Here is a 22,472-nt window from a genome sequence, read left to right as displayed (position 1 = left end):
GCTTGGCGAACGCCCGGCGCGCTGCGCCGGGCCGGGGCCGTACCCTCCAGTTCATGCATAGCCGCCCGAAGCCGCGTGCGGCACTGCCGCCCGGGCTGGTCGAACGCCCGGCGCGCTGCGCCTGGCCGGGGCCGTACCCTCCAGTTCACGCATAGCCGCCCGAAGCCGCGTGCGGCACTGCTCGCTGGGCTTGGCGAACGCCCGGCGCGCTGCGCCGGGCCGGGGCCGTAACCCTCCAGCTCATGCATAGCCGCCCGAAGCCGCGTGCGGCACTGCCGCCTGGGCTGGTCGAACGCCCGCGGTCCCTACGCCCCCTCGCAACTAACGCTTCGGCAATCGCACCATCCGCGTCCCGCTCGCGCGGTCGTGCCAAGTCAGCCGTTCGCGATCGAACAGCGCCCACCAGAAGCCGAGCCCGCCGGCCAGCAGCGAGAGCGTGCCCACCGCGTAGCGGATCCACAGCGCCCTCCAGCCTGGGGCCGCACCGTCGGCGCCGATCACCCGCAGCCGCCAAGGCCGCATGCCCAGGGTCTGGCCGCCGCGGCGCCAGCTCAGCGTCGCGTAACCGCCGGCGGCCAGCCAGCACAGCGCCCACTCCAGCCACCACCAGCCGGTCAGCGGCCGGATGTTCTCGTGGGTGTCGTGGCCGGCCAGAGTGAAGGCCAGCACCATCAGCAGGCCGATCAGCATCCACAGCGCCAGCACCGGCCAGAAATCGTAGAACAGCGAGAACAGCCGCCAATGCAGCAGGGCGGCGGGGCGGGGCGGGGCAGCGGTGGGGGCGGTTGCGGTCATCGCGGCAGGATACGTGCAGGAACCGGCGCAGAGGAGTGAGAAGTGAGCGCGGGCGGGGACCGCTGTTCCCCTGCAGTTGCTGCCTCACTCCTTTCCACTCGCCCCTCGCCGTAAGCTTCCCCCATGCCCACGCCCGCCGATCGCCGCACGCTCGCCATGGCTCTGCCGCCGCTGGAGGAGCGCGACGACGCCGACATCGCCGCGTTCCTCGATGCGATCTGGGCCGAGAGCGGCTTGGCGCAGCAGACGTTGCACAGCTATCGCCGCGACCTGGAAGGGCTGGCGCGCTGGCGCGACGGCCGCGGGCTGGCCGGCGCCGACCGCACCGCGCTGTTCGAGTACCTGGCCTGGCGCACCCGCGAGGGCTACTCGCCGCGCAGCAATGCGCGGCTGCTGTCGGCGCTGCGCGCGTTCTACGCCTGGCGCCTGCGCCGCGGCCTGCGCAGCGACGATCCGACGGCGCTGCTGGAGCCGCCGAAACTGCCGCGGTCGCTGCCCAAGGCGCTGGCGGAAAGCCAGATCGACGCCTTGCTGGCCGCGCCGGAGACGGACGCGCCGCTGGGGCTGCGCGACCGCGCGATGCTGGAATTGATGTACGCCTCCGGCCTGCGCGTCAGCGAACTGGTGAACCTGCCGGCGACCGCGGTCAATCTGCGTCAGGGTGTGCTGCGGGTCACCGGCAAGGGCAGCAAGGAGCGGCTGGTGCCGCTGGGCGAAGAGGCCCAGCACTGGCTCGAGCGCTACCTGAGCCAGGCCCGCCCGCGACTGGCCGGCAAGCGCGCCCTGGCGCCCTTGTTCATCGGGGCTTCCGGCGAAGCGCCGAGCCGGCAGGAGTTCTGGCACCTGGTCAAGCGCTACGCTGCCGTCGCCGGCATCGATCCGGCGCGGATCAGCCCGCATGCCTTGCGCCACAGCTTCGCCACCCACCTGCTCAACCGTGGCGCCGACCTGCGCGCGCTGCAGATGCTGCTCGGCCACAGCTCGCTGTCGACCACCCAGATCTACACCCTGGTAGCGCGCGAGCAGCTCAAGCGCCTGCACGCCAAGCACCACCCGCGTGGGTGAGGATCAGCGCTCAGGCGGCACGGCCGCCTGCTGATCCGAACGCCCGGCGCCCCTGCGCCGGGCCGGGCGCATCGGATCAGGTCGCGAGTACCCCCAACGAAGCCGCGTGCGGCACGGCCGCCTGCTGATCCGAACGCCCGGCGCCCCTGTGCCGGGCCGGGCGCGTCGGGTCAGGTCGCCAGCACCTCCGCGTCACGGCGGGCGTCGAGCGGGCTTGCCCCCCTCCCTCCCTGGCTTCCGTCCGCCGGTCCTTGTCCCCCGCACATCGGCGCATTCACCCCGGCGGCCCCGGGCCGGCGCACACTCCACGCGACGGGCGGCCCGCGCCGCAAACCGCGACCGGCATCGCCACTCGCGCGGCGATCCGGTCGCGGTACCGCGATCGCGGCGCCGCCCGTGCCACAATCGGCAGAACCTATTCCCCGTCGGGCGGTCCAAGCCCGACCTCTGAACCAAGGATTCGATGGATGAAGCGCATCATTTTCGCCGTGCTCGGCGCGATCAGCCTGTCCGCCTGCGCCCAGGCGCCGCAGGGCGCCGCCGCCAAGGCTGAGCCGGCCGCCAAGGCCGATGCCGTCGCTGCCGCACCGACCGGCAAGGCGCCGGAGGTCAAGGCCGGCAGCGCCGAGGCGCGCGCGGTCGAGGCGATCCGCCAGCTCAACCCCAACATCACCATCGACAAGGTCGGCGCGGCGCCGATGCCGGGCTTCCGCGAAGCCCTGGCCCAGGGCCAGGTGGTCTACATCAGCGACGACGGCCGCTACCTGTTCCTGCCCGGCTCGGGCGGCGCGCTGTTCGACACCCAGGCCAAGAAGAACCTCAGCGAGGACAGCCTGGCGGCGATGCGCAAGGACCTGCTGAAGACCATCCCGGCCAGCGAGCGCATCGTGTTCGCCCCGGCCAACCCCAAGCACACCGTCACCATCTTCACCGACGTCGAGTGCGGCTACTGCCGCAAGCTGCACAGCGAAATCGCCGAGTACAACCGCCAGGGCATCGCGGTCGAGTACCTGGCGTTCCCGCGCATGGGCATCGGCAGCGAGGACTACAAGAAGATGGTTTCGGTCTGGTGCGCGGCGGACCGCCGCAAGGCCCTGACCGACGCCAAGGCCGAGCACAGCGTGCCCAGCAAGGACTGCAAGAACACCGTCACCCAGCAGTACAACGTCGGCCAGCGCGCCGGCCTGACCGGCACCCCGATGATCCTCACCGCCGAGGGCGTCCAGGTCGGCGGCTACGTGCCGCCGGCGCAGCTGCGCCAGACCCTGGACAAGATCGCCGCGGACAGCAAGCCGGCGGCCGCCGGCGCCAAGCCCTCCGCCGCGGTCGCCGCGCCGGTCGGCGGCCTGTAAGCCGCGGGCCCTGCCGCGTTCGCCTCGACGCCGCCTTCGGGCGGCGTCGTCGTTTGTGGGGCGGGAAGGGGCGCACGGGGCGGGCGGGCGAGGCCCGTGCGGAGCGGGGCGACCGGGTCGGCCGGCCGCCGCGGACGCCGGCCGAAGCCTGGAGCCGCCCGAGCCGGGCCGGCGTTTTGGTTACAATACCGGGCCCTGCGTTGCACGGTTCCCCGGACATGATCGTCCTCGAGGGCCCTTCGGCCCTGTCTTCGTTCCGCCGCGATCGGCTTCAAGCCCGCCTGCAAGTCATCCACCCCGATGTGCGTCTGCTCGATGCCTGGCCCGTGTATTGGGTCGAGCCCGAGGCCGGCGCCGCGCCCGACGATGCGACCCTGCGCCGCATCCTGCAGGCGCAGCCTGAGGCCGCCGCGCGCGCCGACGGCGCGGTCTCGCGCTACGTCACCCCGCGCCTGGGCACCTTGTCGCCCTGGGCCAGCAAGGCCACCGAGCTGCTGCGCGGCGCCGGGCAGCCGGTCAAGCGGGTCGAACGCGGCACCCGCTACGACCTCCTGGGCTGGCCGGCCGATGCCGCCACCCAGGGGGCGCTGGCCAAGGCCCTGCACGATCCGATGACCCAGTCGCTGCTGGACGCACGCGACGATGCCGCGGCGCTGTTCGCGGTGCCGGCGCGCGGCGAACTGGAACGCATCCCGCTGGATCGGCTGGAGGCCGCCAACGCCCGCCTCGGCCTGGCCCTGGCCGACGACGAAATCGCCTACCTGCGCGAGCGTTACGCCGCGCTCGGCCGCGAGCCGGCCGACGTCGAACTGATGATGTTCGCTCAGGCCAATTCCGAGCACTGCCGGCACAAGATCTTCAACGCCTCCTGGACCGTCGACGGCCGCGAACAACCGCTGTCGCTGTTCAAGATGATCAAGCACACCCATGCGCAAACGCCGGAGAACACTCTGTCGGCGTACAGCGACAACGCGGCGGTGGTCGAGGGCTATGCCGCGCGCCGGTTCCGGCCGCAGCCGGGCAGCCAGGCCTACGCGGCCGAGGCGGAAATCCCTTCGGCGTTCTGCATCAAGGTCGAAACCCACAATCATCCGACTGCGATCGCGCCGTTCCCCGGCGCCAGCACCGGCAACGGCGGCGAGATCCGCGACGAAGGCGCGACCGGCCGCGGCGGCCGGCCCAAGGCCGGCCTGTGCGGTTTCAGCGTCTCGCACCTGCGCATCCCGACCCTGCCGCAGCCCTGGGAAAGCCCGCGCGCGCTCAATCCGCGCATGGCCCCGGCGCTGGAAATCATGCTCGACGGCCCGATCGGCGCGGCCGCGTTCAACAACGAATTCGGCCGGCCGAACCTGACCGGCTACTTCCGCAGCTTCGAACTGGGCCAGGGCGAGATCGCCCGCGCCTACGACAAGCCGATCATGCTCGCCGGCGGTCTCGGCGCGATCGACCGGGTCCAGGTGGCCAAGCTCGGCCTCAGGCCGGGCCATGCGGTCATCGTGCTCGGCGGCCCGTCGATGCTGATCGGCCTCGGCGGCGGCGCGGCCAGCTCGGTCGCCTCCGGCGACAGCGCGGAGGAACTGGATTTCGCCAGCGTCCAGCGCGACAACCCGGAAATGGAGCGTCGCTGCCAGGAGGTGATCGACCGCTGCGTCGCGCTGGGCGAGGCCAACCCGATCGACAGCGCTCACGACGTCGGCGCCGGCGGTCTGTCCAACGCCATTCCCGAACTGCTGCACGACTCCGGCCTGGGCGGCGTGATCGACCTGGCCAAGGTGCCCAGCGACGACCCCTCGTTGTCGCCGATGCAGCTGTGGTGCAACGAATCGCAGGAGCGTTACGTGCTCGGCCTGCCGGCCGATCGCGTGGCCGACTTCGCCGCGATCTGCGAGCGCGAGCGTTGCCCGTTCGCGGTGGTCGGCTACGCCACCGCCGAAGAGCGGCTGGTGGTCGGCTACGGCGCTACCGTCGAGTCGGTGTACGGCGACGGTGCCGAGCCCGCGGCGGACTGGCCGATCGATCTGCCGATGGACGTGCTGTTCGGCAAGCCGCCGAAGATGCACCGCGACACCCGCCATCCGGCCGCAGCGCCGTGGCCGGCGCTGGACTGGGACGGGCTGGACCTGCACCAGGCCGGCTTGCGCGTGCTCGCGCACCCGACCGTGGCGGCGAAGAACTTCCTGGTCACCATCGGCGACCGCACCGTCGGCGGCCTGGTCGCGCGCGACCAGATGATCGGCCCCTGGCAGCTGCCGCTGGCCGACTGCGCGATCACCCTGAGCGGTTTCGACGGCTTTGTGGGCGAAGCGATGGCGATCGGCGAGCGCACCCCGCTGGCCCTGCTCGACGCGGCCGCGGCGGCGCGCATGGCGGTCGGCGAAGCGATCACCAACCTGTGCGCGGCGCCGGTGGAATCGCTGAACCGGATCAAGCTGTCGGCGAACTGGATGGCCGCGGCCTCGCATCCGGGCGAAGACGCGTTGCTGTTCGACGCGGTCAAGGCGGTCGGCCTGGAGCTGTGCCCGGAGCTCGAGTTGAGCATCCCGGTCGGCAAGGATTCGCTGTCGATGCAGGCGCAATGGAGCGACGGGATTCGGGATTCGGGATTGGGGATTGGCAAGAGCGATTCCCCGGCGACCGATGCCGAATCCCGAATCTCCAATCCCCAATCCCATAAGTCGGTGTCGCCGGTGTCGCTGATCGTCAGCGCGTTCGCGCCGGTGGTCGACGTGCGCCAGCAGCTGACTCCGCTGCTGTCGCGCGAGGCCGAGACCGAGCTGTGGCTGATCGGCCTGGGCGCGGGCAAGCAGCGCCTCGGCGGTTCGGTGCTGGCCCAGGTGCATCCGGAGGCCGGCGCGGCCGACGGACTGCCCGCGTTCGCCGGCCTGCCCGGCGAGGGCGCGCGCTTCGACACCGGCGTGCCGGACCTCGACAGTCCGCAGCGCCTGCGCGATTTCTTCGAGCTGATCCGCGACGCGCGCGAGGCCGGCCTGCTGCTGGCTTACCACGACCGCAGCGACGGCGGCGCCTTCGCCACCCTGGCCGAAATGGCGTTCTGCTCGCGCCTGGGCCTGGACATCAGCCTCGACGGCTGGGGCGAAGATCCGTTCCGCACCCTGTTCAACGAAGAGCTGGGCGCGATCGTGCAGATCCACGACGAGGACCGCGCCGAGTTCGCCGACCTCATCGCCCGCCACGGCCTGATCGACTGCGCCCAGCGCATCGCCAAGCCGACCACCGCCGCTTCGGTGCGGGTCAAGGAGGACGGCAAGGTGCTGGTCGAGTGGCGCTGGGAAGAATTGTTCGACGCTTGGTGGTCGACCAGTCACGCGCTGCAGAAATTGCGCGACAACCCCGACTGCGCCGACGAGGAGCGCGCGATCGCGCGCGACTTCAACGCCCCGGGGCTGAAGCCGAAGCTGGGCTTCGACGCCAACGACGATATCGCCGCGCCGTTCGTCTCCCATGCCGTTCACATCGGCGGCGCGCGGCCCAAGGTCGCGATCCTGCGCGAGCAGGGCGTCAACGGCCAGATCGAAATGGCGGCGGCGTTCCACCAGGCCGGCTTCGAAGCCTACGACGTGCACATGAGCGACCTGATCGCCGGCCGCTTCCGGCTCGAAGACTTCAAGGGCTTCGCCGCCTGCGGCGGTTTCAGCTACGGCGACGTGCTCGGCGCAGGCCGCGGCTGGGCCACCAGCATCCTCGAGCGCAGCGCGCTGCGCGACGCCTTCGCCGCTTTCTTCGCCCGCGAAGACAGCTTCTCGCTCGGCGTCTGCAACGGCTGCCAGATGCTCGCCCAGCTCAAGCCGATCGTGCCCGGCGCCGAGCACTGGCCGGTGTTCCTGCGCAACCGCAGCGAGCAGTTCGAAGCGCGCCTGGGCCTGCTGGAAGTGGTCGAGTCGCCGTCGCTGTTCCTGCGCGGCATGGCGGGCTCGCGCATCCCGGTCGCGGTCGCGCACGGCGAAGGCCGCGCCGACTTCGCCAGCGGCCTGGACCAGGCCGCGGCCAACGTCGCGCTGCGCTACGTCGACGGCGACGGCCGCGTCGCCGACCGTTACCCGCTCAACCCCAACGGCTCGCCCGACGGCATCGCCGGCCTGACCAGCGCCGACGGCCGCGCCACCATCCTGATGCCGCACCCCGAGCGCACCCTGCGCAGCGCCAACTTCAGCTGGGCGCCGAAGGACTGGAGCGGCGACTCGCCGTGGCTGCGGATGTTCCGCAACGCGCGGGTGTGGGTGGGCTGAGACCCGTACCGCATCGATGCACGCCAAGACGGGCGCCCTGCAAGGCGCCCGTCTTCGTTGTACGGCGACATGATCGATAGGCCGAATACACCGTTGTCGAAAGAGGCGGCTGCATGCAGGGCCCACCCGAGTCTGCGCACGACTGGACGCTGAGCGCAATCGAAGTGGACCGGGGCGGCGCGACGGCGACGATTCGTTTTCTCGACTGCGGCTCGTCGCCGGCGGCCTTGCTCGCCGAGGGGCTGCGCAGACCGACCGTGAACCGGGAGCTGCCCTGGGGCGTCAGCGGATCGGTGCAGGAGATGGCCGGCCCGGTCACGCGATCGGACGGGGCCGTGTGGTTGGATCTGTGCATTCAGTCCGGCGACGCGGTGTGTGTGGAGGCGCGGCGTTTCACTTGGTTGCGGCCCGCGCGCGCTGCGGCGCTCGGCACAAGCGCAGCGGACGGGCCGAGCGGTCCGCCCATCGTCGTTCGGGACGTTCCGGAGCGCGGGATCTGATGTTCGACCAGGCATTCGCCAGTGTCTTTTCCGAGCGCGCCCATTCCGATTTCCCATTCCGGGATCGCAGTTGGATCGCGGTCGCGTTCGAAAGGAACGCCTACGACCGCACGCGCATGCCGGAATGGTTCTTCAGGGCGGCATCGAAGCGCTTCGGCGACCGCGTAGCGCTGCTTGTGGCCGGCGATGGCTTCGCCGATGCGGGGCTTGCGGAGGTGTGCGCGCTGCCCTTCGCGTGGGAAGACTATCGTGAGTTCATGGCGCGGCCGCGGGCGTATTCGCTGGCGTATCGAATGACGGGCGCCGATGCGGCGTTCGGCTGCGTCGCAGACGCCGACATGACCGTGTTCGCGGGCGAGGCTGCACGGATGGAGGCGTTGCTGGCCGATGTGGGCGGGGCCGGGCGCTTGCTGGAACACATGCGGCAAGAGTTCCTGCTGGGCGACACGGGCGGCTATCCGGAAATGGATCTGTTCTTTCAGCGGCTGTTGTTTCCGTCGAAGCGCGAGGGCAGCGATGCCGGCGCTTGAGCCGTTCCGGCGGCGCCCGCATCGGTCATCGCAGGCTCGATGGAACCCGCGGCCTGCGGACCCCGAAGATGCGCCGCCGCAGGCGATCGACATGACCGCCGGGTCGACCGGAGACGGCGACGAGCCGGACTGACCGCGAGCGCCGTCGCCGCATGGCTCACGCGGCCTTGGGTTTCCTCACCGATCCCCCGCGGGCAGGGCCGGCCTTTGAATCGCGACCGCCCGCAGCCTGCGAAGACGTGCGGCGTTCTGGTTGAGCGAGCCTTTTCCCAGTGGGGGCGGCTCCGATGCCCGTCCCCGTCCCCGGCGCCGCCGAGCCGGCAACGCACAGGGTCGCCGCCGGGTCCCGGCCGATGCCCGCGCCCGGCTTGCGCGATGCGGCGCTGCGGCGATCGCCGGCCTGCGCGCGAAGTCGGCCGGCCCGGACGGCGACGGTACGGCACGCAACGCAGGCCCGGATTCGAGCGTCCGAAAGGGCGTAGCATGAATCCGCTGTCGACGGCCGGTTTGTCCGGCGCGGAGGGCCTGTGAAGTGTGATGATCCGAGCAGTCCGATCGTGCTTGGCCGCCTGAATCCGAATACGTGCGACAACTCTCGCACACTCTGTGCGAACGCGCGGCCGGACACGCCGGCAAGGAACCGGAGCGGTCGCGCGCGGTCTGGTAGAGACCATGAGCGAAACTGCTAAAGTCCAGGGTTCACGCGCAGGAGGGTGACGTGAACGCAGTAGTGAACAGTGCCGGCGCGGGCGCCGGCGGGATCGCGGACGGCGTGGCCGAAGACGGTCAGGCCGCGGTCGATGCGCGCATCGTCGATGCGCTGCTCGCCAAGGGGCGGCTCAAGGAGCCGGATCTGGCGCGGGCGCGGCGCTTGCAGGAAGAGACCGGCGGCAGCCTGCTGGCCTTGCTGGCCCGGCTCGGCCTGGTGTCCGAGCGCGACCACGCCGAGACCGTGGCCGCGGTGCTCGGCCTGCCCTTGGTCAACGTCAAGGACGCGCCCGAGCTGCCGCCGGAAGGGGTCAGCCTGACGCCGAAATTCATGAAACAGTTCGCCGTCTGCCCGGTCGCCGAGAGCGAGGCGCGGGTCGACGTGCTGATGGCCGACCCGCAGGACGCCTATCAGGTCGACGCCCTGCGCCTGGCCACCGGCCGCGAGATCCGGCCGCTGGTCGGCTTGCGCTCGGAGGTCGGCGATCTGGTCGAGCGCTGGTACGGCCAGGGCCGCAGCGCCATGGGCGCGATCGTCGAGACCGCCGAGGGCGAAGGCGCCGGCGATCTGGACGATGTCGAACATCTGCGCGACCTGGCTTCGGAAGCGCCGGTGATCCGCCTGGTGAACCTGGTGATCCAGCGTGCGGTCGAGCTGCGCGCTTCGGACATCCATATCGAGCCGTTCGAGAATCGGCTCAAGGTGCGTTACCGCATCGACGGCGTGCTGGCCGAGGGCGAAAGCCCGCCGGCCAACCTGACCGCGGCGGTGATCAGCCGCATCAAGATCATGGCCAAGCTCAACATCGCCGAGCGCCGCCTGCCGCAGGACGGCCGGATCATGCTGCGGGTGCAGGGCAAGGAACTCGACCTGCGCGTCAGCACCGTGCCGACCGCGCACGGCGAGTCGGTGGTGATGCGACTGCTCGACCGCGAAACGGTGGTGTTCGACTTCTACAAGCTCGGTTTCACCGACGAGTTCCTGCCGCAGTTCCAGAAGGTGCTGGACCTGCCGCACGGGATCATGCTGGTCACCGGCCCGACCGGTTCGGGCAAGACCACCACCCTGTACACCGCGCTGAGCAAGCTCAACACCAGCGACGTCAAGATCATCACCGTCGAGGACCCGGTCGAGTACCAGATCGAAGGCATCAACCAGATCCAGGCCAAGCCGCAGATCGGCCTGGACTTCGCCCATGCGCTGCGTTCGATCGTCCGCCAGGACCCGGACATCATCATGATCGGCGAAATGCGCGACCTGGAGACCTGCCGGATCGCGATCCAGTCGGCGCTGACCGGTCACCTGGTGCTGTCGACGCTGCACACCAACAACGCCGCCGGCGGCATCACCCGCCTGCTCGACATGGGGGTCGAGGACTACCTGCTGACTTCGACCATCAACGGCATCCTCGCCCAGCGCCTGGTGCGCCGGCTGGAGCCGACCCATGCCGAGAAGTACCCGGCCTCGCCGGAGGAAATCGACAAATTCGGCCTGCGCCGTTACCAGCCCGAAGGCGAGATCTTCCTGTACCGCCCGCGCGGCTCGGCGCTGGCGCCGTCGGGCTACCTCGGCCGCACCACGATCATGGAGTTCCTGGTCATGAACGACGAACTGCGCCGCGCGGTGATGCGCCATGCCGGCATGGGCGAGATCGAACAGATCGCCCGCCAGGCCGGCATGCGCACCATGTACGAGGACGGCATCGTCAAGGCTCTGGCCGGCCAGACCACAATCGAGGAAGTGTTGCGTGTTACCGAAGATGGCTGATCGTTCGGGATTGGGGATTGGGGATTCGCAAAGCGGATCCACCCGACTCGATCGTCTTCGACCCCTCCCGCTTTTACTGATCCCTAATCCCTAATCTCCAATCCCGGCCTCCATGCCCCTCTACCACTACAAAGCCCTGAACGCGCGCGGCGAGCTGCTCGACGGCCAGATGGAGGCCGCGAGCAACGGCGAGGTGGTGCAGCGCCTGCAGGAGCAGGGGCATTTGCCGGTCGAGGCGAAGCTGGCTTCGGAGGCGGGCGCGGCTTCGTCGTGGAAGGGCTTGTTCAAACCCAAGCCGTTCACCGGCGCGCGGCTGGTGCAGTTCACCCAGCAGCTGTCGACCCTGCTCGGCGCCGGCCAGCCGCTGGACCGGGCGCTGACCATCTTGCTCGATCTGCCCGAGGACGAGGCGGCCAAGAGCACCGTCGCCGACATTCGCGACGCGGTGCGCGGCGGCACTTCGTTGTCGGTGGCGCTGGAACGCCAGCACGGCACGTTTTCGCGCCTGTACATCAACATGGTCCGTGCCGGCGAGGCCGGCGGCAATCTGCACGAGACCCTGGCCCGCCTCGACGATTACCTGGAACGCAGCCGCCAGTTGCAGGGGCGGGTGATCAACGCGCTGATCTATCCGGCGATCCTGCTGCTGATGGTCGGCGCCAGCCTGCTGTTCCTGCTCGGCTACGTGGTGCCGCAGTTCGGCGCGATGTACGAGAGCCTGGACGCCGAGCTGCCGATGTTCACCCAGGTGGTGCTGGCGCTGGGCCTGTTCGTGCGCGACTGGTGGATCGTGCTGATCGTCGCGCCGGCGCTGGCCTTGTGGTGGTTCGACCGCAAGCGCCGCGACCCCGCGTTCCGCGAGGCGCTCGACGCCTGGCTGCTCAAGCGCAAGTTCGTCGGCCCGCTGATCGGCAAGATCGAGACCGCGCGCCTGGCGCGCACGCTGGGCACCTTGGTGCGCAACGGCGTGCCGCTGATGACCGCGATCGGCATCGGCCGCAACGTGCTCGACAACCGCGTGCTCGCCGCCGACGTCGACGCGGCCGGCGAAGAGGTCAAGAACGGCGTGGCCTTGTCGACCGCGCTCGGCAAGGGCAAGCGCTTCCCGCGCCTGGCCCTGCAGATGATCCAGGTCGGCGAGGAGTCCGGCGCGCTGGATTCGATGCTGATCAAGACCGCCGAAACCTTCGAGCAGGACACCGGCATGGCCCTGGACCGAATGCTGGCGGCGCTGGTGCCGGTGGTGACGGTGGTGCTGGCCGGCATCGTCGCCACCGTGGTCATGGCGGTGCTGCTGCCGCTGTACGACCTGACCAACGCGATCGGGTGAGCATGAACCGCCTCTCGCCCCTGCCATCCGCCGCCGCCTGGTTGAACGCCGGCTGTACCGATGCCGGCGAGCGCCGAACTTTGCAAATCCACGCGGAACACACTCCAGGGCGGCCCAGACCGCCGGCTCGACCCCGCGGCCGCTGCCGGCGCGTTTGATACCCAGGCCGGCTCCGCGTTTTATTCAGCTACCACCACCTACGGATGACGATCGAAATGCGCAATCCCCGTTCGATGACCCGCTCCCCGTCCCCGGCCCGCCAGCGCGGCATGAGCCTGATCGAGATCATCATCGTGATCGTGCTGATCGGTGCGGTGCTCGCCTTCGTCGGCAACCGCGTGCTCGGCGGCAAGGACCGCGGCGACTACAACCTGGCCAAGGGCCAGATCCAGACCCTGGCCGGCAAGGTCGATTCGTTCCAGATGGACACCGGTCGCCTGCCGGGCTCGCTGGAAGAACTGGTCAAGCAGCCGGCCGACGCCAATGGGTGGCTCGGCCCCTACGCCAAGGATGCCGAACTCAAGGACCCGTGGGGCCATCCGATCGAGTACCGCCAGCCGGGCGAGAGCGGTCCCTACGATTTGGTCAGCTACGGCAAGGACGGCAAGGCCGGCGGCAGCAGCGTCGACGCCGACATCAAGAACAACTGAGTCCAGCGCTCATGACGCGCCTGCGGCATAGCCCTTCCCGCGCCGGAGGGCGCGGGAACGGGGCCGCGGCGCGCAGCGCCCCCGGCCGCGCCGGGCGGACTCAGCGCACGCCGGGTGCGGCCACGGTGCGCCGGACTTCGCGCGGCATGTCCTTGCTGGAGATGCTGCTGGTGATCGCGCTGATCGCCGCGATCGGCGTGCTGACCGTGGCCGCGCTCACCGGCGGCGTAGCCGGCATGCAGTTGCGTAGCGCGGCCAAGGAAGTCGCCGCGCAGTTGCGCTTCACCCGCAGTCAGGCGATCGCCACCGGGCGGCCGCAGAAATTCACCCTCGACCCCTCCGCGCACACCTGGAGCGCGCCGAGCGGTCGCCGCGGCGAGATTCCGAAGAAAGTGCGGATCGTGTTCACCGGCGCGCGCGAAGTGCAGCCGCGCCGCGGCGAGGGCGCGATCGTGTTCTTCGCCGACGGCGCCTCCACCGGCGGCCGGGTGCAGTTGGCGGTCGAGCAAGCGGCGTGGAACGTCGATGTCGCCTGGCTGACCGGCGAGGTCAAGCTCAAGCGCAGCGAGGCGCGGCGATGAGCCGGTCGCGGCGAACGCGCGCCCTGCTGTCGCGGCCCGCGCGAACGCGCGGCTATACCCTGTTGGAAGTGATCGTCGCTTTCGCTCTGCTCGCCATGGCCTTGACCCTGTTGCTCGGCACCCTGTCCGGCGCCGCCCGCCAAGTGCGCTGGTCCAACGATGCCGGGCGCGCGGCGATGTACGCGCAGTCGCTGATGGACCAGGTCGGGGTCGGCCAGGCGCTCAAGCCGGGCCAGCGCAGCGGCGATTTCGAACAAGGGCGTTACCGCTGGACGCTGGGAGTGAAGCCATGGCGCGATCCGGCGCCGGCCTCGACCCAGCCGATCGATCCCAACGCGCTGCGGCTGATGGAAGTGCAGTTGGCGGTGGAGTGGGGCGACGGCGGTTCCGGCCGGCGGTTGATGCTGCGCAGCCTGCGCAGCGCGCCGCCGTCCAACGAGATTTCGCCATGAACGGCGCCGTCGTCCGCCCGCGCCTTGCGCCGCGCGCCGCTGCGCGCGGCTTCACCCTGATCGAAGTGCTGCTGGCGATGGTGTTGCTGGTGGCCGGGCTGACCCTGGCCTTCGCCACCTTGTCGGCGGCGACCAAGACCGCCGCGCGCGGCGAGTCCCTGGCCCAGCGCAGCGAACGCGAGCGCGCCGTGGTCGGGTTCCTGCGCAAGCGCATCGCCGCGACCCGTCCGATCCCGTTCGCCTTCGACCAGAGCACGGCGGTGCCGCAGCGCTTCGTCGGCGAGCCCGACCGTCTGCGCTTCGTCGCCGACCTGCCGGACTACCTCGGCCAGGGCGGGCCGTATCTGCACGATTTCGCGATCGAGAGCGACGGCGACCAGGCGCGCATGGTGCTGTCGCTGTCGATGGTGCTGGCCGGCGAGACCATCAAGGACCCGCAGCCGCGCCCGCCGGAGTTGCTGGTCGACGGACTGAAGTCGGCACGCTTCCGTTACCGTTCGATCGACCCGCAGCGCGGCGAACTCGGCGAATGGCAGGAGCGCTGGACCACGCCGGAGCAACTGCCGCTGTTCGTCGAGGCGACCTTCGTCGATCGCGACGGCCGCCGCTGGCCGCCGCTGATCGTGTCGCTGCCGTTGGCCACCGCCAGCGGCGGCTTCGTGCCGGAGTTGTGATGAGGACGGCGCGAGCGATCGGGACGACAACGCAAGGCATCGCGCGACGCGCGGCGCCGCTGCCGGCTTGCGCCGGCGAGCGCCGCGATCCGGCAACCGCGCCTGGACGCTCGCGTGGGGCGGCGCTGCTGTTGGTGCTGTGGCTGATCGCGCTGCTGACCGCGTTGATCGGCGCCTTCGCCCTCACCGCCCGCACCGAGAACCTGCAAGGACGGGTGATGGTGCGCGGCCTGGTGGCACAGAACGCAGCGCGCGCCGGCCTGGAGTACGCCATGACCCGGGTCGCGATGAACGACCCCAAGCTGCAGTGGCAGCCCGACGGCCGCCCGCATCGTTGGCGTTTCGGCGACGCGCAGCTGGAGATCGGCATCGTCGATGAGAACGGCAAGGTCGACCTCAACCAGGGCGACGCCACCGTGCTGGCCGGACTGATGCAGAGCGCCGGCGGACTGGAGCAGGCCGAGGCCGCGCGCCTGGCCGCGGCGATCATGGATTGGCGCGATGCCGATACCCTGACCCAGCCGGCCGGCGGCGCCGAAGACGCCGACTACGCCTCGGCCGGTCGTCCTTACGGCGCCAAGGATGCGGAGTTCGAAAGCGTGGCCGAACTCGAACAGGTGCTGGGCTTCACGCCGGCGCTGTACGAAAAGATCGAGCCGCATGTCACGGTTTACAGCGGCCGCACGCGGCCCGAACCTGCGTTCGCGTCCAAGGAAGTGCTCGATGCTATCGGCATGAATGGCACACAAATCGTCGAGCAACGGCGCAGAACGCAGCCCGGATCACAATTGCCCGGCGGCACCGGCGGCGGAGATCTTCCCGGTCTCGTCGGCGAACGCAGCGGCACCTATAGTATCGACAGCCGCGCCCGGCTAGCGGATGGCCGCGAAGCGGTGTTGCGAGCGGTCGTGCGGGCGGGGGGAGGTTCCATGCCCGGCATGGCCTACACGCCGCTGCGTTGGGAGGAGGGAGCTTCGTCACGATGAATGCGCAGGTTGCCGAGGGTCGGTCGGGCAATGACCGGTTGCGACGTCTCAGCGCCCGGTTCGCGCCGGGTGCGGGCGGCTTTTTCTCTTGGTGGGGGCGCACGCTGGCGTCGTGGCTGCCGTTGCGGACCCGTCAGGCGCTCGGCGTCGACCGCGGCCGTCTGTTGCTGCAGGTCGACGGCGACAGCGTGCATCTGCGCCTGCAACAGGCCGGCGAAGTGCGCGACCTGGCGGTGCTGCCGAGCCTGGCCGACCTGACCGCAGCGGCCGCGTCCGATCCGTTGGAACCGTTGCTGCCGCCGCGCGTGGCCGAGCTGCCGCGCTGGCTGTTGTTGCCGCCGGCGTCCAGTCTGCGCCGCCGCCTGAACCTGCCGGCCGCCGCCGCCGAGCGCTTGCGCGACGTGGTCGGCTTCGAGATCGACCGGCAAACGCCTTTCACCGCCGATGCGGTGGCCTACGACGCGCGCGTGCTGGCGCGCCGCGACGCCGACGGCCAGCTCGACGCCGAACTGGTCGCGGTGCCGCGCCAGGTGCTGGACCCGCAGCTGGCCGCGATCGGCCCGCTGGCGTCGACCCTGTCGGGGATCGAAGTCGCCGGCGCCGACGGCGCACCGCTCGGGGTCAATCTGCTGCCTCCGGCGCAGCGCAGCACCCGCAGCGATCCGTTCCGCTACTGGAATCTGGCCCTGGCCGCGGTCGCCGTGCTGGCCCTGGCCGCGGCTCTGTGGCAGGTGCTGGAGAACCGCCGCGAAGCGATCGCCGACCTCAAGCAGACCATTTCCCGCAACGCCGCCGGTGCGCGCCAGGCCGCGATCCAGCGCCAGGAACTGGTCGACCTGATCCAGGGCCAGGCCTTCCTCGACCGTACCCGCAAAGCGCGGCCCAGCACCGTCGAGGTGATCGACGAACTCAGCCGCCGCTTGCCCGACGGCACTTATCTGGAAAAACTCGCGATCGAAGACGAGAGCCTGCTGATGATCGGCCTCAGCGGCGAAGCCTCGGCGCTGATCGGCAAGCTGCAGGGCACGCCGCTGTGGCGTTCGCCGGCGCTGACCGGCGCGGTGCAACCGGACCCGGCGACCAATCGCGACCGCTTCACCCTGACCGCCGAGATCGGCCCGCCCAAACCGCAAAACCCGGAGGCCGCGCGTGGCCCGTAACTGGCGATCCCTCGGCGCGGACCGCGAACGCTGGCTGGCCCTGGGCCTGCTGCTGGCGACGCTCGCGGTCGCCTATGCGGTGCTGATCCACCCCTGGTGGACGGTGCCGATGATGGAAGCCGGCGACGAACTGTCCGACCTGCAGCAGCGCGAACTGCGCCAGCGCATGGAGCTGCGGCAGGCGCCGCAGATCCGCAACCGCCTGGACGAGGTGCGCAAGCGCCAGGCCGACCGCCCTGGCTTCCTGCCCGAGGCCACCGCCGAGCTGGCCACCGCCGGCCTGGTCCAGCGCTTGGAAACCGTGGTGTTGCAGGCCAGCCCGGGCAACCGCAGCTGCGGCATCGTCAACCGCTCGCCGCTGGCCGAGCCGCGCCGCGACCGCTACGCGCGGGTGGTGGTGCAGGTGCGCCTGCGCTGCGGCGCGCCGGAGACCGCGGCGGTGCTGCATTCGCTGGAAAGCGGGTCGCCCCGGCTGTTCGTCGGCAACCTCAACCTGCTCTCCACCCGCGGCTACTTCGTGCCCGGCACCGCCGGCCCGGCCAACGACGGCGGCCTCGACGTGAGTTTCGACCTGTACGGTTACCTGCGTCCGGGCCCGGGCACGGCAGGCGCTGCCTCCGCCGCCACCAACACCGCTGCGGGGGACGCCGATGCGCCTTGACGACGCCAGCCCGCGCACCTGGTTGTTGGCCACCGTGGCCGGCTGGGCGCTGTTGTCCTGGGTGCTGGCCTTGGCCGGCATGGGCCGCAGCGTGGCTCAGCTCGACGAAGACCCGACCCTGATCAAGCCGCTGCCGCAATCGGGCAAGAGCGCTGCCGATTCGCTCGGCCCGCTGGCCAAGTACAGCGAGATCGCGGCGCGGCCGTTGTTCGTCGACGACCGCCGGCCGAAGCCGTTCTTCATGCAGGGCAAGGGCGAAGGCGAGAACCAGGCCGCCGCGTTCGACTACCTGCTGACCAGCGTGCTGATCACTCCGCAGCTGTCGATGGCCTTCCTGCAACCGGCCGACGGCAGCGAATCGGTGCGGGTCAAGCTCGGCGAAGTGCCCGAATCGCACCCTGCCTGGCGGCTGACGTCGCTGGAACCGCGGCGGGCGGTGTTCGAGGGCCCCGAGGGGCGGCGCGAACTGGACCTGCGCGTGTTCAACGGCCAGGGCGGCGAACCGCCGACCCAGGTCGCCGGGCCCACGCCGGGCAGCGTGCCGGGCGCGGTGCCGCAGCCGGGCCGGCCGATCCCGCCGCCGCAACCGCCGCAGCCGGTGCCGCAACCCCAGCCGCAGCCGCCCAATCGCAGCGTGTCGCAGGTGCCGCCGCCGCAGCCGGTCAAACCGGCCGAGGCGGCGCCGAACGAAGCCAGCAACGCCGCGCCGCTGACCGAGCAGGCGCAAATGGAAGCCATCCGCAAGCGGATCGAGGCGCGACGCGCGCAACTGCGGCAGCAGCAAGCCGCTCAACCCCCGGCCAACACGCCGTAGAGTGAACGCATGAAGCTACGTCCCCAGCAATACGCCAGCAATGCCCTGGTCGCGGCGATCATCGCCACGCAATTGGCCTCGTGCGCCAGCGTGGTGTCGCCGCGCGTGCATCGCGACGGCGATCCGTCCGCCTTGCGCGGCAACCAGGCCGGCGAGTCCGCCGCCGACAGCGGCGTGCGCGTCACCCGCGACGGCGTGGTCCAGCAGCCGCTGGAGGCCAAGGCCGACGAGGAGGGACCGCAGGCGCAGATCCGCCGCGGCACCGGCCAGACCATCAACCGGCGCGCCGCTTCGGCGCCGCCGCCAGGGCTGGGCGCGACCAGCGGCAGCGCCACCTTCAACTTCGAAGGCGAGTCGGTGCACGCGGTGGCCAAGGCCATCCTCGGCGACATGCTCGGGCAGAACTACGTCATCGCGCCGGGCGTGCAGGGCACCGTGACCCTGGCCACGCCCAAGCCGGTCAGCGCCTCGGAAGCGCTGAACCTGCTGGAGATGGTGCTGAGCTGGAACAACGCGCGGCTGGTCTACACCGGCGGCCGCTACAACATCGTGCCCTCCGACCAGGCCCTGGCCGGCAACGTCGCGCCCAGCACCGCCTCGCCGGCCGCCGCGCGCGGCTTCGAGGTGCGCACCGTGCCGCTGAAGTTCATCTCGGCCACCGAGATGGAGAAGATCCTCAAGCCCTACGCGCGGCCGAACGCGATCGTCAACGTCGACAATTCGCGCAACGTCATCACCGTCGGCGGCACCCGCGCCGAACTCGAGAACTACCTGCGCACGGTCGAGGTGTTCGACGTCGACTGGCTGTCGGGCATGTCGGTGGGCGTGTTCCCGCTGCAGTCGGGCAAGGCCACCAGGGTGGTGGCCGACCTGGAGAAGGTGTTCGGCGAGCAGAGCAAATCGCCGGTCTCGGGCATGTTCCGCTTCATGCCGCTGGAAGGCGCCAACGCGGTGATGGTGATCACCCCGCAGGCCGACTACCTGGACGACATCAAGGACTGGCTGGACCGGATCGACAGCGCCGGCGACAACGTCCAGCTGTACACGCGCGAACTCAAGTACATCAAGGCCAAGGATCTCGCCGACCGCTTGGCCGAGGTGTACGGCGCCGGCCGCAGCGGCGGCGGTGGCGGCGGCGACGGCGCGCCCTCGCTGATGCCGGGGCTGGAGTCGGTCGAGCTGCGCGACGGCGACGGCGGCTCCACCGCCGACATCGGCAAGAGCTCCAGCGATGGCGGTTCCAGCGGCGGCAGCAGCGGTGGCGGCCTGGGCAGCGGCATGTCGCTGGGCTCGCGCCAGGCCGGCAACGGCGCGGTGACGCTGGAAGTCGACGGCGCCAAGGTCGGCGTGGCCGCGGTCGAGGAAACCAATTCGATCCTGGTGCGCAGCAGCCCGCAGGCCTGGAAGTCGATCCGCGACGTGATCGACAAGCTCGACGTCATGCCGATGCAGGTGCACATCGAGGCCCAGGTCGCCGAGGTCGAGCTCAACAACGGCCTGGAGTACGGCGTGCAGTGGTTCCTCGAGCGCGCCACCATCGACAACGGCTTCGGCGACCTCAACCGCCGCACCAATCCGCTGGTGCCGTCGAAGTGGAGCACGATCGCCGGCAGCATCGGCGGCAAGAGCGGCGAGGGCCTGGCCTGGTCGCTGATCAAGAACAACGCCGCGGCGGTGCTGACCGCGTTGGACCAGGTCACCGACGTGCATATCCTGCAGACCCCGTCGGTGTTCGTGCGCAACAACGCCGAGGCCACCCTCAACGTCGGCACCCGCATCCCGATCGAGTCGGTGTCGGTCAACGCCGGCACCGGCAACAACAACACCTACAGCCAGGTGCAGTACCTGGACACCGGCGTAATCCTCAAGGTGCGGCCGCGGGTCAGCCGCGACGGCATGGTGTTCCTGGACATCGTCCAGGAGGTCAGCTCGGCCGGCAATCCGCTCAACGCCAACAGCAGCAACGTCGTCATCAACACCAAGAAGCTCAAGACCGAGGCGGCGGTGCAGAGCGGCGAGACGGTGCTGCTGGCGGGCCTGATCGCCGACCAGACCGACCGCGGCTCCAAGGGGCTGCCGGGGTTGAGCCGGATCCCGGTGGTCGGCGGTTTGTTCGGCCGGCAGAACTCCAAGACCACCCGCCGCGAAACCATCATCCTGCTGACCCCGACCCTGGTCCGCAATCCGATGGAGTCGCGCGAGCTGACCGACGAGTACAGCCGCCGCTTCCGCGCCATGGAGCCGCTGCAGCCGAAGAAGAAATAAGCGGCGCCCCTCCGGTGACGGCCCCGCGGCCGCACCGGCTGCGGGACCCTGCGGGTTCGTGATAGAACCGCGGCATGACAGAACTGCCCATCGTCGTGGTGCCGGTCGGGGTCGACGACGACGCGCTCGACGCCTGCCTGGCCGCGCTGGACCTGTGCACGCCGCCGGGCGCGCGGGTCTGGCTGGCCGACGATGCCCAGGCCGGGCCGCGCGGCTACGCCATCGTCGAACGCTGGCTGGCGCGCACCGCCTTGCGTGCCGACTACAGCCGGCGCCAGCGCAGCATCGGCGAGGTGGCGCATCTGGACGAAGTGCTCGGCGCCTGCGGCGAAGCCGACGTGGCGGTGCTCGCGGCCGACGCCGTGCCCGCGCCGGGCTGGCTGACGCGGCTGAGCGCCTGCTTCGCCGCCGACGGCGCGATCGCCACCGCCACGCCCTGGTGCAACGCCGGCGAAGCCGCGGCCTGGCCGCGCGTCGGCGAGATCGCGCCGCAACCGGACGGCGACGACGCCGACCGCCTGGCGCGCGCGCTGGCGCAGATGCCGGCGGCGCATCCGGAGCTGCCGGCGGCGGTCGGCCATGCGGTGCTGTTGCGCGGCAAGGCGCGGCGCCGCGCCGGCGGCCTGGACGCGGCCAGCTACGGCTCCTGGTACGCGGCGCTGACCGATCTGTCGCTGCGACTGGCCGGATTGGGGTGGCGCAACGTATTGTGCGACACCGCCTATGTCGCGCGCGGCGGCGAAGGCCGTCCCTGCGACGGCGACATGGAGGCCCTGGCCGCGCGCTGGCCGGACTGGCACCCGCGCCTGGCCCATTTCCTCATGCAGGACCCGCTGCGCGGGCTGCGCGAACAACTCGCCGAGCGCCTGGAACGCATCGGCCCACCGGAACCGCAACGTGATTTTTTCCTCTGAGCCCGATCCGTCCGTCCGCCCCGAAACCGCCTCGGGGGCCGGATTGGGCGCGGTCGTGGTCAGCTACCGCAGCGCCGCGACCATCGACGAGTGCCTGACCCGGCTGCGCAACGGTCGCGGCGTCGGCGCGATCCGGGTGGTCGACAACCAGTCCGACGACGGCACCCTGGAGATCGTCCAGCGCCACGCCTCGCTGGACCCGCGCGTGCGTTTCATCGCCAACCCCGACAATCCCGGCTTCTCGGTCGGTTGCAATCAGGGCGTGGCCGAGCTGGAACCGCCGCCGCCGGGGAGCCACTGCGGCTGGGTGGCGTTCGTCAATCCCGACTGCATGGTCGAGCCGGACACCTTGCAGCGCCTGCACGCCGCCGCGGCCTCGCTCGGCGAGGCCCTGGTCAGCGCCGACCTGGTCAGCGAAGACGGCGAGCGCGATGCCGCGGTGCGCCGGCGCGATCCCGATTTCGGTGCGATGCTCGGCGGCCTGCTGCGCCCGTGGGCGGCGCCCAAGCTGGCGATCGCGCCCGACGACACGGCGGTACTGCAGCGGGTCGAGGCGACCTCGGGCGCCTTGATGCTGATGCCGCGCCGGCTGTTCGAGCGCATCGGCGGCTTCGACGAAGGGTATCGCCTGCACGCCGAGGACCTGGACCTGTGCCGGCGGGTGCGCCAGGCCGGCGCCGAGGTCGCGGTCGCCAACGGCGTGCGCGTGGTGCACGTGCGCGGCGTGTCCAGCCGTTCGCGGCCGTTCTTCGTCGAATGGCACAAGCACCGCGGGCTGTGGCGCTACTTCTGCAAGTTCGAGGCGCCGCGGCGCGGCGCGGCGATGCGCGCCGGGGTGTTCGCGGCGATCTGGCTGCGCTTCCCGATCGCGGCCTTGCGCGCCTGGTTGCGCTGAGCGTCGGCCGGGCAGGGCGGGCCGCGCCGGCCCGCGGCCTCGCCCCGCGGCGCGCGTCTCCGACGGCCTGTGCCGTCAGTCGGAAAACCGCGGCGGCGGCGATTGCGCCTGTCACATGCGCCGTA

Annotated in this window: 19 protein-coding genes; 18 read left to right on the top strand and 1 reads right to left on the bottom strand. The window is 70.9% G+C overall.

Features of this window, described 5'->3' with window-relative positions; all coding sequences use genetic code 11:
* Positions 1-321 precede the first annotated feature (321 nt).
* Positions 322-795, bottom strand: a complete 474-nt coding sequence (locus tag TX83_RS15505) for an RDD family protein (RefSeq protein ID WP_064748865.1) — start codon at positions 793-795, stop codon at positions 322-324.
* Positions 796-918: 123 nt separating this feature from the next.
* Between TX83_RS15505 and xerD the strand changes: the two genes are divergently transcribed.
* The 18 genes from xerD to TX83_RS15410 all read left to right on the top strand — a co-directional run bounded on the left by xerD (position 919) and on the right by TX83_RS15410 (position 22,347).
* The gene (gene xerD / locus TX83_RS15500; RefSeq protein WP_064748864.1) at positions 919-1,860 is read left to right on the top strand and encodes a site-specific tyrosine recombinase XerD; all 942 of its coding nucleotides are present in this window, start codon (positions 919-921) and stop codon (positions 1,858-1,860) included.
* Between the two features lie 467 nt (positions 1,861-2,327).
* Positions 2,328-3,212: a DsbC family protein gene (locus TX83_RS15495; protein ID WP_064748863.1), complete on the top strand. Its 885-nt coding sequence runs from the start codon at positions 2,328-2,330 to the stop codon at positions 3,210-3,212.
* A gap of 218 nt (positions 3,213-3,430) precedes the next feature.
* Positions 3,431-7,459, top strand: coding sequence for a phosphoribosylformylglycinamidine synthase (gene purL / locus TX83_RS15485; protein ID WP_064748862.1), 4,029 nt, complete (start codon positions 3,431-3,433; stop codon positions 7,457-7,459).
* 113 nt (positions 7,460-7,572) lie between these two features.
* Positions 7,573-7,959 carry a hypothetical protein gene (locus TX83_RS15480; RefSeq protein WP_064748861.1) on the top strand — a complete coding sequence of 129 codons (387 nt, stop codon included), beginning with the start codon at positions 7,573-7,575 and terminating at the stop codon, positions 7,957-7,959.
* Entirely contained in the window at positions 7,959-8,489 is a 531-nt protein-coding gene (locus TX83_RS15475) for a hypothetical protein (protein WP_064748860.1), read from the top strand. Before TX83_RS15480 ends, TX83_RS15475 begins: the two co-directional genes overlap by 1 nt.
* 760 nt (positions 8,490-9,249) lie before the next feature.
* Complete coding sequence (gene gspE / locus TX83_RS15470; RefSeq protein ID WP_064748876.1) at positions 9,250-10,965, top strand: type II secretion system ATPase GspE; 1,716 nt, start codon at positions 9,250-9,252, stop codon at positions 10,963-10,965.
* Positions 10,966-11,077: 112 nt separating this feature from the next.
* Positions 11,078-12,295 carry a type II secretion system protein XpsF gene (gene xpsF / locus TX83_RS15465; protein ID WP_064748859.1) on the top strand — a complete coding sequence of 406 codons (1,218 nt, stop codon included), beginning with the start codon at positions 11,078-11,080 and terminating at the stop codon, positions 12,293-12,295.
* Between the two features lie 215 nt (positions 12,296-12,510).
* A complete protein-coding gene (gene gspG, locus TX83_RS15460) occupies positions 12,511-12,945 on the top strand; it encodes a type II secretion system major pseudopilin GspG (protein ID WP_064748875.1) in 435 nt (144 codons plus the stop codon).
* A 146-nt stretch (positions 12,946-13,091) separates the two neighbouring features.
* Entirely contained in the window at positions 13,092-13,526 is a 435-nt protein-coding gene (gene xpsH, locus TX83_RS15455; protein WP_261370150.1) for a type II secretion system protein XpsH, read from the top strand.
* Positions 13,523-13,978 carry a type II secretion system protein XpsI gene (gene xpsI / locus TX83_RS15450; RefSeq protein WP_064748858.1) on the top strand — a complete coding sequence of 152 codons (456 nt, stop codon included), beginning with the start codon at positions 13,523-13,525 and terminating at the stop codon, positions 13,976-13,978. The genes xpsH and xpsI overlap by 4 nt, the downstream gene beginning before the upstream one ends.
* Complete coding sequence (locus TX83_RS15445) at positions 13,975-14,652, top strand: prepilin-type N-terminal cleavage/methylation domain-containing protein (RefSeq protein WP_064748857.1); 678 nt, start codon at positions 13,975-13,977, stop codon at positions 14,650-14,652. The genes xpsI and TX83_RS15445 overlap by 4 nt, the downstream gene beginning before the upstream one ends.
* A gap of 59 nt (positions 14,653-14,711) precedes the next feature.
* On the top strand, positions 14,712-15,638 hold the full coding sequence (locus TX83_RS15440; protein WP_064748872.1) for a general secretion pathway protein GspK: 927 nt from the start codon (positions 14,712-14,714) through the stop codon (positions 15,636-15,638).
* Positions 15,635-16,798, top strand: a complete 1,164-nt coding sequence (locus TX83_RS15435; RefSeq protein ID WP_064748856.1) for a PilN domain-containing protein — start codon at positions 15,635-15,637, stop codon at positions 16,796-16,798. The genes TX83_RS15440 and TX83_RS15435 overlap by 4 nt, the downstream gene beginning before the upstream one ends.
* The gene (gene gspM, locus TX83_RS15430; protein ID WP_064748855.1) at positions 16,788-17,459 is read left to right on the top strand and encodes a type II secretion system protein GspM; all 672 of its coding nucleotides are present in this window, start codon (positions 16,788-16,790) and stop codon (positions 17,457-17,459) included. Before TX83_RS15435 ends, gspM begins: the two co-directional genes overlap by 11 nt.
* Positions 17,449-18,273 (top strand): hypothetical protein, encoded by an 825-nt coding sequence (locus TX83_RS15425; RefSeq protein WP_064748854.1) that lies wholly within the window; start codon positions 17,449-17,451, stop codon positions 18,271-18,273. The genes gspM and TX83_RS15425 overlap by 11 nt, the downstream gene beginning before the upstream one ends.
* A gap of 9 nt (positions 18,274-18,282) precedes the next feature.
* Positions 18,283-20,538: a type II secretion system secretin GspD gene (gene gspD / locus TX83_RS15420; RefSeq protein WP_075575194.1), complete on the top strand. Its 2,256-nt coding sequence runs from the start codon at positions 18,283-18,285 to the stop codon at positions 20,536-20,538.
* Between the two features lie 74 nt (positions 20,539-20,612).
* Entirely contained in the window at positions 20,613-21,452 is an 840-nt protein-coding gene (locus TX83_RS15415) for a glycosyltransferase (protein ID WP_064748853.1), read from the top strand.
* On the top strand, positions 21,436-22,347 hold the full coding sequence (locus TX83_RS15410; protein ID WP_428992571.1) for a glycosyltransferase: 912 nt from the start codon (positions 21,436-21,438) through the stop codon (positions 22,345-22,347). The genes TX83_RS15415 and TX83_RS15410 overlap by 17 nt, the downstream gene beginning before the upstream one ends.
* Positions 22,348-22,472: the final 125 nt, after the last annotated feature.

Origin of the sequence: Lysobacter antibioticus HS124 (assembly GCF_000336385.2) — a bacterium.
GTDB lineage: Bacteria > Pseudomonadota > Gammaproteobacteria > Xanthomonadales > Xanthomonadaceae > Lysobacter > Lysobacter firmicutimachus.
Note: the sequence above shows the minus strand (reverse complement) of the source record. Positions and strands in the feature narration are given on the sequence as shown.